Here is a 13,033-nt window from a genome sequence, read left to right as displayed (position 1 = left end):
AAGATCAAAAAAATATGCAATTTGGAAATGCTTTAAGGATCCAGAGAGTCATCAAAGGCTATACTCAGGAATACATGGCCGAAAGGCTTAACCTTTCTCAAAACTCCTATTCTAAGTTGGAAAGAGGCCTGACAAGTCTGACGGTAAGTCGACTTTATCAAATCGCGGAGATACTGGGGATTTCTATTCAAGACATCCTACCTGCTGAGAACTCTGGCAATGCTGAAAAAAAATCTGATAGTGCTGAAAATATTTAGCACTATCAGGACTCAGTTCTTGGCTTTTTAAAACGCTGTACTTTTATTCTTTCTAAATGTCTTCGCGTCATACCCAGGTAAGAAGCGAGAATGTCGTCTTTTACATTTTGCTGAAGGCCTGGCATCTCTTTGGTTAAACGCTGGAACCGATGCTCTGCATTTGGAATCCTCAATATCCTTTCCCTGGCGTTCGTTTGCTGTTGTTTCTCCTCCATTAACTTCAGGAATATTTTGGCGATATCATTCGAAGCCAGCAGCATCTTTAAGCAGGTTGGGTAATCAAGACTGAGCAGACTGCAGCTTTCCATACACTGTATATATTCCTGGCCAGGTTCCTGAGAAAAGAAATTGTTGGGAATGATGAACTCATTCTGTGCCGCAAACCAGGTGGTCACCTCTCGCTTTTCCCCTTTATAATAACCTCTTAACAGTCCCTTTTGGACAAAGAGAATCTTATTGGGAATTTGCGTTGCACTGTAGAACACTTCCTGTGGTGCTAAAAAGATAGATTGGAAACCACAGTTGAACAACAAAAAAGTTTCATCACTGATCGGACATAGGGAACCGATCTTTTTTCTCAGCTCCTGTCTGCCAGGTGGAACTTCTATCTGTTTTAAAAGGGAATCAACACCAATTAAATCGATCCTTGGAAATGATATTTTACCATACATCATTTCATTGAAATTGAGCGCATGTTTATTCATTAAGATTTATTTTAATTTGATGACATCAAGCTAAATATACTTTAAAATAAAACAATAACACAATAGAATAATTTTTTACTATAAAAAACTACTCTTTATTCTCGTTAATTTTTCAAAAACACCTTTTCATTGCTGGTTTTACTGCTCAAAGCGAGCACAATATGACAGACTACATCGTAATCAATTTCAGGATAGGTATCTCCAGAAGTAAATATGGCGCAGAGGTTCTTGCTGCCAGTACAAGAAGGAGTTTTTCTTTTTAGGCGATAATGGCTGGGATTCAGGCAATCTGTCCCAGTGAAGGCGTACCATGTCATAAATAAAAGGGCTTATTTACGAGCTCCAGTTATTAATAACACAGTGGGCAGAACCCACCGTGTTAAAATCCCAATTGTTTCATGTTTGCTTTTGTTCTGGAGCGTTATAAATTTATTTTATACCTACTCTTTGCAAGGTTTTCGGCGATCCCCTTTGCCGGACGTTTTAGGGTACCCGGCATCTCCCTTATTCTTACGAACAAGTTAGAGCAAAAAGGGGTTAATAATTTGGACAATTGTCACATTTTTTTGCGACAATTGTCACTTTATTATTATAAAATATATAATTATAGTATTATTTGCCAATAACTGACATCTACCCATTTATTGAATTTATAGCCGATCTGGCTCAGGTGGGCGACTTTGCTGAAGCCTAGTCGTTCGTGCATTCTGGTACTCTTTTCATTGGGCATCAAAATCCCGGCAACGATAGAATGAGTTTTCATTTCCCTTAACTCCTCCATCAATTTCTTGTAAAGTGCAGTACCAGTTCCCTGGTCTATGGCTTCCGGATCCAGGTAAATAGCAGTGCTTACCGTAAAACGATAGGCAGGATTTTCTTTCCACTCCGTAGCATAACTGAAGCCTAAAACTTGTCCTTCTTTCTCATACACGAAGCATGGATATTTGTGGATCACCGGATTCAATTTATCCGCAAATTCTTGCTCATTCAATGCTACTTCGTCAAAAGTAATTAGTGTATTTTCCACATAGTGATTGTAGATCTCCCTCATCGGGTTAAGATCTGATGGTTTAAACTGCCGGATCATTTTAAGGAAATTGTTGGTTTGATGCTGGGATCAAAGGTACATAAATTATTTTACTGCTGCCGCCTCATTGATCTGATGAATGATAAGATCCAGGTTGACAGCGCTTTGTCGGAGGTATTTTATCAGTTCCTGTTGTTCTATCGCATTTTTCTCCTCCATCAGCAATTCTGATAAGGCCAAAATAGAGGCCACAGGCTTTCGGATTTCATGTGAATTAAACCAGGAAACCGCCTTTAATTTTCGGTGCTGCTGCACAATCAGGTCTTCCCGGTGCTTGCTGTCGTCAATGTTATTCTCTACTGAAATGTAGCCCTCCAGTCCGCCATCTATATTGAACATAGGAGAGAGGTTAAACTGTGACCAATACGCTTTTCCATCTTTCGTATAATTGACCAGCTCCCCGCTGAAAAACTCTTTATTAGCGATCGCCATGGTCAGTTTTCTGACCACTTCCGCATTGGTTTTCGGGCCGTATAAAAGGTTGGAATGTGTTTTTCCCAAGGCTTCCTGCATGGTATAACCGGTAATGTTGACAAATGCCCGGTTCACCCAGGTAATTTTTCCGGAAGTATCAGACATGATGATCAGGTTATTCATCTTATCGACAATCTCTGCCATCCTTTTATTGTCTATCGCGGCAATCCTTTCCCTTTCTTTCTCAATCAGGTAGTATAGGAGAAATGCAGTAGCCAGAATATAAACAATTCCTTTTATGGAAGAGGTATACCAGGTTAGCTTAGGACTGAGTTCGGCAGTCAGGGAATTTAAAAGGTAATCGCTCCCTGTAATCCATAAAACACCAACTACGATATAAATGATAGGAATTCTATAGTTTCTTGTCTTCAAACTGCTGATGTTGCTTTAGAATAAATTAGGGTAACCCACTCAGCTGCAAATGTATTAAAAAAATGAAACTCGGGTTAAATTTATAATAATCTTATTTAATAAACCAAAGTTAAGCCGCTTGTCAACATGGAATTACCACTGGTCAATAATATTTCTCCTGGGCAGGAATCCTGACGTTATTCGCCGAAAAATATATTTATTCATTGACACAGAAAAACACTATGAAATTTCTTAATTACGGCTTAGTTCTATTTTTGGCCTTGATCAGCCTGGAAAGTAAGGCCCAGACGGAATTGTCTGGCTTCAGGCTGAAAGCCGAATACATCCCTATGTCCAGGTATATCCCAAAAAAAACTGATGTGAAAACGGAGGAGTATACTACAGCGAAAAGCGACATGAGAAGGATAGAAGGCGGCATCAGCATTCCCTTATCTGTAAAAATGGATTCCCTGGGCAGGCCAAAGGTTTGGGCAGTCACCCTGGGCGGTTCTTATGCAAAAATTAAAAATCAGGATTACCCGGAGCAGCTATTTCCTGATGAGCTGTTGAATGCGAGTGTCGGTTTGATGCACCTGAGGCCATTGAGTAAGAGTTGGAATATGTTGTTCATGGCTTCAGCGGGCGTGTATACTGACCTGAGGGGGATCTCTTCTCAAGATGTGCTGCTGATGGGCGGGGTAATTTTCATCAAGCAGTTTAACCCTAATCTGGCCCTGGGGGTCGGACCGGTAGTATCCAATACCTTTGGCGTCCCTATGGTATTGCCAGCGATCTTTTTAAACTGGAAAACCAACGGCAAGTTCCAGGTGATGCTGAACTTCCCGGAAAAGGTAGAATTGGCTTTCAAAGCCAGTCCGGCAATCAAGCTGAAAGCTGTAGCCGAAGTGAGCTCGATGACGGCGGATGTGGGCAGGCAAGACAAAGCACTGCTGTCGTACCTGCAAGTGATTTCTGGATTTCAACCAGAGTTTAAGTTGAATAAATCCCTGACCCTGCAGCTCACCGCAGGTGCTTCACTATATCGCTCAATGGAGTTTACCAGCAGGAAGTTAAAAGACTTCTTTAAGGAAAAGGATGAAAATCCACCGCATTTTGAGACCACAGCTTATGGTGCCGTAGGCCTCAAATGGAATTTCGGGAAGCGCTAACGACTGATGAGTTTATTATAAACGACTTCTTTTAACAAATCCTCCCTCCGGTGTCGGGAAATAGGCAGTTCATGCTCGCCAATAAAAATCCTTCCTCCCGACACCAAATCAATTTTAGAGATATTGACCAGATAAGATTTATGGATCCTGAAAAAATGATCGCCGGGCAATATCTCTTCTAAGGATACCAAGGTTTGATGAATGATCAGTTCCTGATCTGCAAACTTTAACCTGGCATAGTTCTGCATTCCTTCTACATATAAGATATCAGCCCACTGGATTTTTTTAAAGCTGTCTTTCTGACGCACAAATAAATAAGGATCCATCGCTGCGGGCTGCTTTTGCAGTCGCTGTAATTCATGCATCTGCCGGGCTTTTGTCGCCGCCTGATGGAAGCGCTGAAAAGTAATGGGTTTGAGCAGGTAATCTACCACCTGCAGGCGATAGCCCTCCAGCGCGTGCTCAGAATAAGCCGTCGTAAAAATAGTTAAAGGAGGATTTTCCATGGATTCGAGTAACTCCATGCCTGATAAATAAGGCATGTTGATGTCAAGAAACAATAGGTCTACCTGATTTTTATGGATAAAATCAGAAGCCTCCATTGCGGTTCCGCAGGAACCTGCAACCTGCAGGAAGTCTACCTGATCAATGAAATCTATAATTCCTGCCCGGGCAATAGGTTCGTCGTCTACTACGAGACATTGTAAGACTAAGTCTGAGTTGGGCTTAATAACCGACATAATTTGCTTTTTGATCTAAATGGATAGTTAAAACAACTTTAAAAAGGATGTTGCTTCGTGTAATCTGTAAGTCGTGCTGCTTCGGATAAAGAATCTCTAAACGTTTCTGCACATTTTCCAGGCCAAGACCACTGCTTTCGCTTTTTCTAGCAGGCTTCGGGGAATTGGAATTCTCAATGGTAAAGGTGAGGAGTTCCTCCTCCTGTTGTAGGGACAGCCTGACGAATCCTTTTTCTGATGGTAAACGGGAAACATGTTTAAAAGCATTCTCTACAAATGGAACGAGTAAAAGCGGGACAATGTCCCGCTTTCCATTCGCAATATTCCATATACAATTTACCTGCAGTTCTTCCCCCCATCGGATCTTTTCGACGGAGACCAGGTTTTTTAAATAAGTCACTTCTTTTTCCAATGGGATGGTTTCCCGGTTACATTCATACAACTGGTACCTTAGGATGTCTGAAAATTTGACCAGTAAGGTCGCGGCAAGGTCCACATCTTTCTTCATCAGAATATGCAGGTGATTCAGCACATTGAACATGAGGTGTGGATTGATCTGGTCCTGCAGGATTCTTAGCTGTGCTTCCAGATGCGCCTGCTGTAAAAGGGTATGTTTTTGAGCCATCTGGTAATGTTCCCGATAAAATTGAAAACCACAGGTCGAGCCAATGATCAGCAAAGCAGAAGGGATCGTTCTGATGAATACCACAAAATAATCAATGTTCTGCGCTAACTGTGAGGCATTGTCATACGGTGAGCCATGGATGGCCAACCAGTACGTGCCATAAAATACCCCCGCAATTGCTGCGGTTAAAATGGTAGTTGCAACCAGTGTTTGAATTACAAACAAGGTCATTTTGCCTTTTTTCAGTGCGATAGGGAGTAATACGTTACTTAACGTATGCGCAATCACGGCTGAACATAAAACCATTAATGCTGCGGTGCCAAAAGTATTGAGCAGCGGGTAATCCCTTTTCAATTGAGACCAAAGGGTAAAACCCAGTAAGATCCAAAAGCCAGAGATGAAAACAAGTGGTTTATTTAGGTGGAATTTTTTCATTACGAAGATGATAAATAAAGAGCCGGATTAAAAAATCAAGAACCCAACACTTGCCTGGAAGGACTGAGGACGCGATCCGAATGTTTTATCGATGTCCTTTAAAGCGCCTTCATAACGCAGGTCAAAAGTAAGCTTTCCTAAATCAATTCCCGCACCAGCCTGGTAACCAATATTCGATTTGCTGAATGCTTTGAATGCAGGATTGAGCTGTTTGAACACCGAAGTTTTTTCATTTAAGGTATAACTATATACGGCTCCGCCAAAAATCCTCAGGTTCATTTGCTCCGTATTCAGGATTTTATAGCCCAGCAATACCGGAACGTCTAGCGTTGACCATTTCGCTTTCTGATCGTTTACCGCGCTTCCTTCCAGTTTACCTGATTTCTTGCTGTACAATAATTCTCCCTGTACATAAGCAGAACCTAAGTCAATTCTGGTTAAAGCACCCGCAGAAAAACCGGTGGCATATTTTCCGGATACATTTGGGGCCGAAAGAGAAAGTTTGTTGTAATTGGCACCTGCTTTTAAGCCTACATGAATTGGGCTGCTGTCCTGAGATTTTGCCGTGTTCGCCAGCATCATTAAAGCAATGGCAGGCAATAGAAAATGTTTTTTCATTTGAATGATAATTAAGATTTGATGGGGAAGGACCTATTTAACCGCCTTCCTTTGTCCTGCAAAAAGGAGCATAATTAAAAAGACCAGGAAAATAATTTGATGAAGGGTAAAGCAGCGTTGACCATCGGTAAGAAATAGCGGTTTTAAATTTATTTTAGGGAGCAGAATTAGAATAGTAGATTGCAGTCTCAATTTTAAACATCGGAAGCCAGGAAAATGCTGTTTTTTGGAATTACATGCTGAAAAGTCGCGAAGAAAAAATGGCCTTTTCTGAATTTAATAAACTAGCGCTTGTGCAGGAACAACACGATGCAGCAGGCTCGGTGCCTAATGCTGCGCCGCAGTATTTCCAGGAAGATGATCAACTGAAAGAACCTATGCCTTTATATAAGAGTAGTTTTGTACGCGTATGGTATGCGGTTGCTGTAGCAGTATTGCTGGTGATGGGCCTTGCTTTATTTAATCATTTCCAGGAAAAACGCAGACTGGACCTTGCCTTTGAGAAAGAACAGCAGCAATATCAAGTGTATAAATCTCCATTCGGAGAAAGGATGAGCATTACCCTGGCCGACAATTCCAAGGTTATTCTAAATGCCAACAGTATCCTGAAAGTACCCCATGGTTACAATAAAGATAACCGGAAGGTAATTCTATTGGGTGCTGCTTGTTTTAACATCAGTCCGAATGTCAAATTGCCATTCAGTTTGGAATCCTCTGATATGAAAGCCACGGTATTGGGTACGAGTTTTTACATGCGTGCCTATCCGCATGAATCCGGACAGCAAGTGGAACTCCTCAGTGGAAAGTTAAAAGTTCAGAAAGCTTATCAATCTACCCTCGACAATCAGCCGGAAATTCTCCTTCCTGGAGATATGGTGATGCTGAACAGATCCGTAGACCTGATGGAAAAGGAAACTTTTGACATTCAGCAGCGGGAAGCCTGGGTCAAAGGCCAGCTTAAATTTAATGCTACCAGTTTTAGAGCGGTAATTGCTGCTTTAGAAGATTGGTACGGAGTGCCAATTGAGATTCATGGCGAGCAGAAATCTGCAGGTAAATTTTCCGGAACTTATGAAAATGAATCTTTAGAACGGGTCCTCCAGATGTTCTGTTTTGCGGCCGACTGTAATTTCAAGATAGAAAAGGAGAAGGTCATTCTCCGATTCAATTGACCAAAGCTCAATCAGGTGGTAGTCCCCGGTATTTCCGATCGTAAAGCAGCTTAAGTACCTGCAGCTTCCAGGTAAGGAATTTCAATATCTTTAACCAGAGAGTATTCTTTGTCTTCATAATTCCACTCCAAAATGACTTTCCATCTTCCTTTTGTAATGTGATCCAGGGAAATCTCCAAAATTCCATCCGGATCACTGCGCAGGTATTTGATAATGGGGGTTTTTATGATTTTATCTTTATTAACAAAGAAGACTTTTACTGCAACCTGGTGATCAAAACACATATTAATCTTTGCCATAGTGCCTGGTATTTACTTAAATGAGTTTTAATAGTAAAGTTATTAGAAGAACGTTTGAAAGGAGGAAATGTTTTGCTGGTTTTTTATGTAAATGTAATTATGTGTCTGTAGATCAGTGTTTTTTGTGATTTGTGGTGGATGGACTTCTTAGGTGTTTGGAAGAGCGGAAGTGGTCTGGAGGAGACCTGCTTTCCTGAGGGGGCTGGAGGGGTTGTTCGATCTCTTCCCGAATACTACCAGACCTCTAACCGCTAAATTTTATCCTTGTATTTTATCCTGAAATGAATTGATCATCTTACAAAATCCCCTTTATAGGAGATTATATAAATCTTTCCCGAAATCCTATAAAACTCTTCCTGTTGTATTGAGGTACCTTTGTGAAAGAAATAAAGAGATACGTCATGAAACAAAATATAGAAACCCTTACGTTTCCCGTCTTAGGGATGACTTGTGCCTCCTGTGCCAGCAGTGTCGAATCCATGGTTGGCGCACAGGAAGGAGTAGCTCATGCGGAGGTGAATTATGCTACGCAGTCGGTAAAGGTGACTTATGATCAGCATAAAATTCAGCCTGCAGATTTGCAGAAAGTATTGCAATCTGTTGGTTACGACTTGATTCTGGAGGAAGAGGGTGCTAAAGAGAAACAGGAAGCAATACAGCAAAATAATTATGAGCAATTGAAAAAGAGGATGATTGCCTCTTCCATATTGGCTATACCTGTAGTGATTATTGGGATGTTCTTCATGGATATGCCCAATGGAAATTATTACATGATGGCTTTAACGGCGCCAATTCTATTCATTTTTGGAAAGAACTTTTTTGTGAATGCCTGGAAACAAGCACAGCATGGTGCTGCAAACATGGACACGTTGGTGGCTTTAAGTACGGGAATTGCCTTCATTTTTAGTGTTTTCAATACTTTTTATCCGGAATTCTGGTATTCCAGAGGATTACACCCCCACGTTTATTTTGAAGCAGCGGCAGTAGTCATTGTTTTCATCATGCTGGGGAAATTGCTGGAAGAAAAAGCAAAATCAAATACTTCCTCCGCCATTAAAAAACTAATGGGCTTACAGCCAAAAACAGTCATATTGGTAAATGAGCAAGGCGAAAAAGAAATTCCTATTGCTGATGTACGCATTGGCGATCAGTTAATGGTGCGTTCGGGAGAGAAAATTCCCGTGGATGGCGTCGTTTATCAGGGCAATTCCTATGTTGATGAAAGCATGATTACCGGAGAACCGGTGGCAGTAGCCAAAATGGAAGGTGATCAGGTATTTGCCGGAACGATCAACCAAAAAGGAACCTTCCGTTTTAAAGCAGAAAAAGTAGGTGGAGAAACCATGCTGGCACAGATCATTAAATTGGTTCAGGATGCACAGGGATCAAAGGCACCAGTACAAAAACTGGTGGATAAGATTGCTGGTATTTTCGTGCCGGTGGTGATGCTCATCGCGGTTATAACACTTGGCGCATGGCTGCTATTAGGTGGTGAACATGCTTTTACCCATGGTTTGCTGGCAATGGTCACGGTATTGGTGATCGCTTGTCCATGTGCTTTAGGATTAGCCACGCCAACCGCCATTATGGTGGGAATTGGTAAAGGAGCTGAGACTGGTGTCCTTATTAAAAATGCGGAAGCATTAGAGCTGGGTTATAAAGTAAATGCAGTCATCCTGGATAAAACAGGAACGATTACCGAGGGGAAACCTGAAGTCACGACTTTAGAATGGGCAACAAAGCTTCCTGAGGAAACAGAAAAGTTAGCTAAAGTCCTGATGGCTTTGGAATATGCTTCGGAACATCCATTGGCAGAAGCGATTGTACGTCATTTAAAAAATACAGGGACGGAAACGGTAGCATTGAGTCATTTTGAAAGTCTGACCGGCAAAGGGGTAGAAGGTGTAGTGGATGGCGTTAAATATTGGGCAGGAAGCCATAAGATCTTAAAGGATCAGGATATTCCGGTAACCACCGCAATGGCGGATAAAGTTTTAAGCCTACAGGAAAAGGCACAAACGGTCATTTACCTGGCGAATAAAACACAGGTATTGGCAATTGTAGCGATTGCGGATCAGGTAAAATCAGGATCGGCAAAAGCGGTTGCCGCATTGAAAGCACAAGGGATAGAAGTTTATATGCTGACTGGCGACAATGCGCATACTGCGGCATCAGTGGCAAAACAAGCTGGTATTGATCACTATACGGCAGATGTACTTCCTGCGGATAAAGCAGATTTTGTAAAAGAATTGCAGTCGCATGGAAAAGTAGTGGCGATGGTGGGTGATGGGATCAACGACAGTCAGGCATTGGCTCAGGCAGATGTTTCTATTGCCATGGGCAGAGGTTCTGATATTGCCATTGATGTGGCCAGTATCACCCTGGTTTCTTCCGATTTACAGCAAGTTCCAAAAGCATTGAAGCTCTCTAAACAAACAGTGCGTACGATTCGTCAGAATCTGTTTTGGGCCTTCATTTATAACCTGATCGGGATTCCGATTGCCGCAGGATTGCTGTATCCGATCAATGGGTTTTTATTGAATCCTATGATTGCCGGAGCCGCAATGGCCTTGAGTTCGGTCTCTGTTGTAAGTAACAGCTTACGATTGAAGCTCTCCAAATTAAGTTAATCAATAACAGGAGTTTATAATTAACAACCTGACTAAATATTAATCATTCAATATCAATTATTTTTAATCATAACATCAAATGGAAACTTTAAAATTTAAAACGAATATCAAATGCGGCGGATGTATTTCTACAGTTACTCCACACCTGAACGGAATGACAGCAGTGTCAAAATGGGACGTGGATACCAATAATCCAGACAAAATTCTAACTATTGAAAGTGATTTAGAGCTGGACGAGGAACTGATTAAAGAGACGCTGAAGAAAGCAGGATTTCAGGCAGAGCGAGTTTAATTTGCTTGCTTTCCTACCTTAAATCGTATATTTGCAGGCGGAAACCATGAAAAGGTTTCCGCTTTTGCTGTACCCAATGAAGAAAATCGGAGCCTTAAGTTTTGCTGCATTCTACCTGATGTTAACCACAGGGTTATTTGTATGCTTGCTCCATTGCGCGATGTCTTCCAGTTTTTCAGCCGAAAGTACAGCTGCTCATCAGGAACCAGAAGTGGTTTCCGGAACAGTAGTTTTAGACAAAGACTGTGATTGCTGTGAGCACCATGGGGAATATGCCGTAAAAGAAAACGCCAAAACTTCGGCCACAGCGGGGTTAAAAACCAGATCTGTATGGTCGGCGGTGAGCCAGCAGGTGTATGCTTACCTGATCAAAACAGAAAATGTTGCCAATACCTTAGGATGGACAGCTCATACCAGCAGTCCGGCTTTTCAGAAAACACCTATATACCTTTCCAACAGGGTCCTCATCATTTGATCAAGCGGAGGATCATTTCCTCCATTAACTTTAAATTTTATTGCGCAGTAGAAATCCACTGCAGTTTTAACTTAATTTAGCTTGAATACTCATGTTATTATATATAAAAAATATGGTTTGCGAACGCTGTATCACTGCTGTTCGCCATCAAATGGAAAACCTAAACTTTCTGGTCTCCGATATTACTTTAGGAACGGTGCAAATTCATCCTGATCCGGAAGACCGTCAATTACAAAATATTGCTTCCTCCCTGAAAATTCTGGGATTTGAGCTGATGGATAAAGAAAAAGACCAATTGGTAGAGCGGATCAAAACGGTAATCATTGAAATTGTTCATTATTCTGACCTGGCCAATTTAAACCAGAGTTTGATCAGTATTATCGCCATGCGCGTTAACCGTGATTATACTTTTTTAAGTCGCCTGTTTTCAGATTCAGAAGGGTTGACAATTGAAAAGTTTATCATTCACCAGAAAATTGAAAAGGTAAAAGAACTGATAGAATATGGGGAGTTGAACCTGAATGAGATTTCGATGAAAATGGGTTATAGCAGCAATGCACACCTTTCTTCCCAATTTAAGGCCATCACAGGTATTGCACCGAGCAAGTATAAAGCGGAGGGTAAATCCTTAAGAAACCCTTTGGACAAAATCAAAAATTAGTTAGCTTCAAGCTAACAGGAGAGGCTTTTGAGCCCTAACCGGTTTAATTGTATAAAATAATTTCAGAATTATATAAAATTAAGCCGGTTAAAATTATCAACTTTGAACTGATGAAGAAAACACTCCTTACCATCATTGCTTTGTTCTACCTGGGAATTTCCAGTGGGTCAACGCTACACTTCCATTATTGCATGGGAGAGTTGGTAAGCTGGGGTTTGGAGAAGCAAAGTGCAGCACTGTGTGAGCTTTGCGGTATGCCTAAGAGCCAATCGAAAGGCAAATCCTGCTGTCAGGATCAGCAGCAGGAAACAAAAGTAGACCAGAGCCAAACGGCCAGTCAACATGTTTTCCAGTTTAATCCACCAATTCAGGCCATTATTCCAGCGGTGTTTTTCCTGGATTATGCAGTAGAAGTTCCGGTAAAAATGACCAGAGAAGCATTAAGTAATGCACCTCCTGATGGGCTGAAAGTGCCTGTCTTCCTGAAAAACTGTACCTACAGAATATAATACCCTTCTTTTCTGATTAAGACACATCCGTGTCCTGGTTATGGCTTTGCTGTAGCCCATTTTTATTAAACCATTTTTTTACTATTTATATAATTATCATGAAATCATTAAGATTTGCTATGGTGGTCGGATTGACCTTCCTTGGTGGTGCTGTATTCGCACAATCAAAAACTGAAAGTATCAAAGTATTGGGTAACTGCTCGATGTGCAAAAAAACGATTGAAACCTCATTAAAGGTTCCAGGAGTGACTGCTGCAGATTGGAATACAGAAACAAAAATGCTGAAAGTAAGCTACGACAGTACGAAGATCAGCAATGATGAAGTACAGAAAAAAGTGGCGGCAGTAGGTTATGATACGCCTAAATACAAAGCTAAAAATGAGGTTTACGATGCATTGCATGGCTGTTGCCAGTACGATCGTGAAGCCGGCGACAAATTGCCAAAAGCACCTAAGAAACACTAATTATTAATCAGGAAAATCTGTAAATGCAATGTCTGAGGGGGCAGTTGTATTTACAGATGTTCTTCCTGACT

Annotated in this window: 17 protein-coding genes; 9 read left to right on the top strand and 8 right to left on the bottom strand. The window is 41.3% G+C overall.

What is annotated here, in order from left to right:
- The first annotated feature begins 14 nt into the window (after positions 1–14).
- Positions 15–257 (top strand): helix-turn-helix domain-containing protein, encoded by a 243-nt coding sequence (locus K7X70_RS18810; RefSeq protein ID WP_222538527.1) that lies wholly within the window; start codon positions 15–17, stop codon positions 255–257.
- A 5-nt stretch (positions 258–262) separates the two neighbouring features.
- Here the strand turns inward: K7X70_RS18810 and K7X70_RS18805 are convergent, their stop codons facing one another.
- The 4 genes from K7X70_RS18805 to K7X70_RS18790 all read right to left on the bottom strand — a co-directional run bounded on the left by K7X70_RS18805 (position 263) and on the right by K7X70_RS18790 (position 2,894).
- The gene (locus K7X70_RS18805) at positions 263–961 is read right to left on the bottom strand and encodes a Crp/Fnr family transcriptional regulator (RefSeq protein WP_222538526.1); all 699 of its coding nucleotides are present in this window, start codon (positions 959–961) and stop codon (positions 263–265) included.
- A 104-nt stretch (positions 962–1,065) separates the two neighbouring features.
- Positions 1,066–1,278 (bottom strand): hypothetical protein, encoded by a 213-nt coding sequence (locus tag K7X70_RS18800; protein ID WP_222538525.1) that lies wholly within the window; start codon positions 1,276–1,278, stop codon positions 1,066–1,068.
- Between the two features lie 287 nt (positions 1,279–1,565).
- A complete protein-coding gene (locus K7X70_RS18795) occupies positions 1,566–2,048 on the bottom strand; it encodes a GNAT family N-acetyltransferase (RefSeq protein WP_222538524.1) in 483 nt (160 codons plus the stop codon).
- A 45-nt stretch (positions 2,049–2,093) separates the two neighbouring features.
- Positions 2,094–2,894, bottom strand: coding sequence for a PAS domain-containing protein (locus tag K7X70_RS18790; RefSeq protein ID WP_222538523.1), 801 nt, complete (start codon positions 2,892–2,894; stop codon positions 2,094–2,096).
- Between the two features lie 221 nt (positions 2,895–3,115).
- Between K7X70_RS18790 and K7X70_RS18785 the strand changes: the two genes are divergently transcribed.
- Positions 3,116–4,042, top strand: a complete 927-nt coding sequence (locus tag K7X70_RS18785) for a DUF6268 family outer membrane beta-barrel protein (RefSeq protein WP_222538522.1) — start codon at positions 3,116–3,118, stop codon at positions 4,040–4,042.
- On the opposite strand, the gene K7X70_RS18780 is transcribed toward K7X70_RS18785, so the two are convergent.
- Genes K7X70_RS18780 through K7X70_RS18770 form a run of 3 tightly spaced genes read right to left on the bottom strand, consistent with a single transcriptional unit; the run spans position 4,039 to position 6,460 of the window.
- Positions 4,039–4,782, bottom strand: a complete 744-nt coding sequence (locus K7X70_RS18780) for a LytR/AlgR family response regulator transcription factor (protein WP_222538521.1) — start codon at positions 4,780–4,782, stop codon at positions 4,039–4,041. The two genes, K7X70_RS18785 and K7X70_RS18780, sit on opposite strands and share 4 nt — an antisense overlap.
- Complete coding sequence (locus tag K7X70_RS18775; protein ID WP_222538520.1) at positions 4,769–5,842, bottom strand: sensor histidine kinase; 1,074 nt, start codon at positions 5,840–5,842, stop codon at positions 4,769–4,771. Before K7X70_RS18775 ends, K7X70_RS18780 begins: the two co-directional genes overlap by 14 nt.
- Positions 5,843–5,869: 27 nt before the next feature.
- Complete coding sequence (locus K7X70_RS18770; protein WP_222538519.1) at positions 5,870–6,460, bottom strand: porin family protein; 591 nt, start codon at positions 6,458–6,460, stop codon at positions 5,870–5,872.
- Between the two features lie 236 nt (positions 6,461–6,696).
- Here K7X70_RS18770 and K7X70_RS18765 point away from each other — a divergent pair, with 236 nt between their 5' ends.
- On the top strand, positions 6,697–7,632 hold the full coding sequence (locus K7X70_RS18765) for a FecR family protein (RefSeq protein WP_222538518.1): 936 nt from the start codon (positions 6,697–6,699) through the stop codon (positions 7,630–7,632).
- A gap of 50 nt (positions 7,633–7,682) precedes the next feature.
- Here the strand turns inward: K7X70_RS18765 and K7X70_RS18760 are convergent, their stop codons facing one another.
- Complete coding sequence (locus K7X70_RS18760) at positions 7,683–7,931, bottom strand: FixH family protein (protein ID WP_222538517.1); 249 nt, start codon at positions 7,929–7,931, stop codon at positions 7,683–7,685.
- Positions 7,932–8,332: 401 nt separating this feature from the next.
- Between K7X70_RS18760 and K7X70_RS18755 the strand changes: the two genes are divergently transcribed.
- From K7X70_RS18755 to K7X70_RS18730, 6 genes are all read left to right on the top strand, one after another.
- Positions 8,333–10,561, top strand: a complete 2,229-nt coding sequence (locus K7X70_RS18755) for a heavy metal translocating P-type ATPase (protein WP_222538516.1) — start codon at positions 8,333–8,335, stop codon at positions 10,559–10,561.
- Positions 10,562–10,640: 79 nt separating this feature from the next.
- Positions 10,641–10,853, top strand: a complete 213-nt coding sequence (locus K7X70_RS18750; protein ID WP_222538515.1) for a heavy-metal-associated domain-containing protein — start codon at positions 10,641–10,643, stop codon at positions 10,851–10,853.
- Positions 10,854–10,929: 76 nt separating this feature from the next.
- Positions 10,930–11,328 carry an HYC_CC_PP family protein gene (locus K7X70_RS18745; RefSeq protein ID WP_222538514.1) on the top strand — a complete coding sequence of 133 codons (399 nt, stop codon included), beginning with the start codon at positions 10,930–10,932 and terminating at the stop codon, positions 11,326–11,328.
- A gap of 91 nt (positions 11,329–11,419) precedes the next feature.
- Positions 11,420–11,989 (top strand): helix-turn-helix domain-containing protein, encoded by a 570-nt coding sequence (locus tag K7X70_RS18740; protein WP_222538513.1) that lies wholly within the window; start codon positions 11,420–11,422, stop codon positions 11,987–11,989.
- 110 nt (positions 11,990–12,099) lie between these two features.
- Positions 12,100–12,498 carry an HYC_CC_PP family protein gene (locus tag K7X70_RS18735; protein ID WP_222538512.1) on the top strand — a complete coding sequence of 133 codons (399 nt, stop codon included), beginning with the start codon at positions 12,100–12,102 and terminating at the stop codon, positions 12,496–12,498.
- A 98-nt stretch (positions 12,499–12,596) separates the two neighbouring features.
- Entirely contained in the window at positions 12,597–12,962 is a 366-nt protein-coding gene (locus K7X70_RS18730) for a heavy-metal-associated domain-containing protein (RefSeq protein WP_222538511.1), read from the top strand.
- Positions 12,963–13,033 lie beyond the last annotated feature (71 nt).

It is taken from the genome of Pedobacter polysacchareus (genome assembly GCF_019802255.1).
Classification (GTDB): Bacteria; Bacteroidota; Bacteroidia; order Sphingobacteriales; family Sphingobacteriaceae; genus Pedobacter; species Pedobacter polysacchareus.
The sequence above is the reverse complement of the archived record's forward strand: the minus strand, read 5'-3'. Positions and strand labels throughout refer to the sequence as shown.

Bases quoted from the DNA above. Each gene is read 5' to 3' on its own strand.
- K7X70_RS18750 (WP_222538515.1), top strand. From the start codon at position 10,641: ATGGAAACTTTAAAATTTAAAACGAATATCAAATGCGGCGGATGTATT.
- K7X70_RS18775 (WP_222538520.1), bottom strand. From the start codon at position 5,842: ATGAAAAAATTCCACCTAAATAAACCACTTGTTTTCATCTCTGGCTTT.
- K7X70_RS18730 (WP_222538511.1), top strand. From the start codon at position 12,597: ATGAAATCATTAAGATTTGCTATGGTGGTCGGATTGACCTTCCTTGGT.
- K7X70_RS18770 (WP_222538519.1), bottom strand. From the start codon at position 6,460: ATGAAAAAACATTTTCTATTGCCTGCCATTGCTTTAATGATGCTGGCG.
- K7X70_RS18785 (WP_222538522.1), top strand. From the start codon at position 3,116: ATGAAATTTCTTAATTACGGCTTAGTTCTATTTTTGGCCTTGATCAGC.
- K7X70_RS18795 (WP_222538524.1), bottom strand. From the start codon at position 2,048: ATGATCCGGCAGTTTAAACCATCAGATCTTAACCCGATGAGGGAGATC.
- K7X70_RS18765 (WP_222538518.1), top strand. From the start codon at position 6,697: ATGCTGAAAAGTCGCGAAGAAAAAATGGCCTTTTCTGAATTTAATAAA.
- K7X70_RS18760 (WP_222538517.1), bottom strand. From the start codon at position 7,931: ATGGCAAAGATTAATATGTGTTTTGATCACCAGGTTGCAGTAAAAGTC.
- K7X70_RS18780 (WP_222538521.1), bottom strand. From the start codon at position 4,782: ATGTCGGTTATTAAGCCCAACTCAGACTTAGTCTTACAATGTCTCGTA.
- K7X70_RS18740 (WP_222538513.1), top strand. From the start codon at position 11,420: ATGTTATTATATATAAAAAATATGGTTTGCGAACGCTGTATCACTGCT.
- K7X70_RS18810 (WP_222538527.1), top strand. From the start codon at position 15: ATGCAATTTGGAAATGCTTTAAGGATCCAGAGAGTCATCAAAGGCTAT.
- K7X70_RS18745 (WP_222538514.1), top strand. From the start codon at position 10,930: ATGAAGAAAATCGGAGCCTTAAGTTTTGCTGCATTCTACCTGATGTTA.
- K7X70_RS18735 (WP_222538512.1), top strand. From the start codon at position 12,100: ATGAAGAAAACACTCCTTACCATCATTGCTTTGTTCTACCTGGGAATT.
- K7X70_RS18800 (WP_222538525.1), bottom strand. From the start codon at position 1,278: ATGACATGGTACGCCTTCACTGGGACAGATTGCCTGAATCCCAGCCAT.
- K7X70_RS18805 (WP_222538526.1), bottom strand. From the start codon at position 961: ATGAATAAACATGCGCTCAATTTCAATGAAATGATGTATGGTAAAATA.
- K7X70_RS18755 (WP_222538516.1), top strand. From the start codon at position 8,333: ATGAAACAAAATATAGAAACCCTTACGTTTCCCGTCTTAGGGATGACT.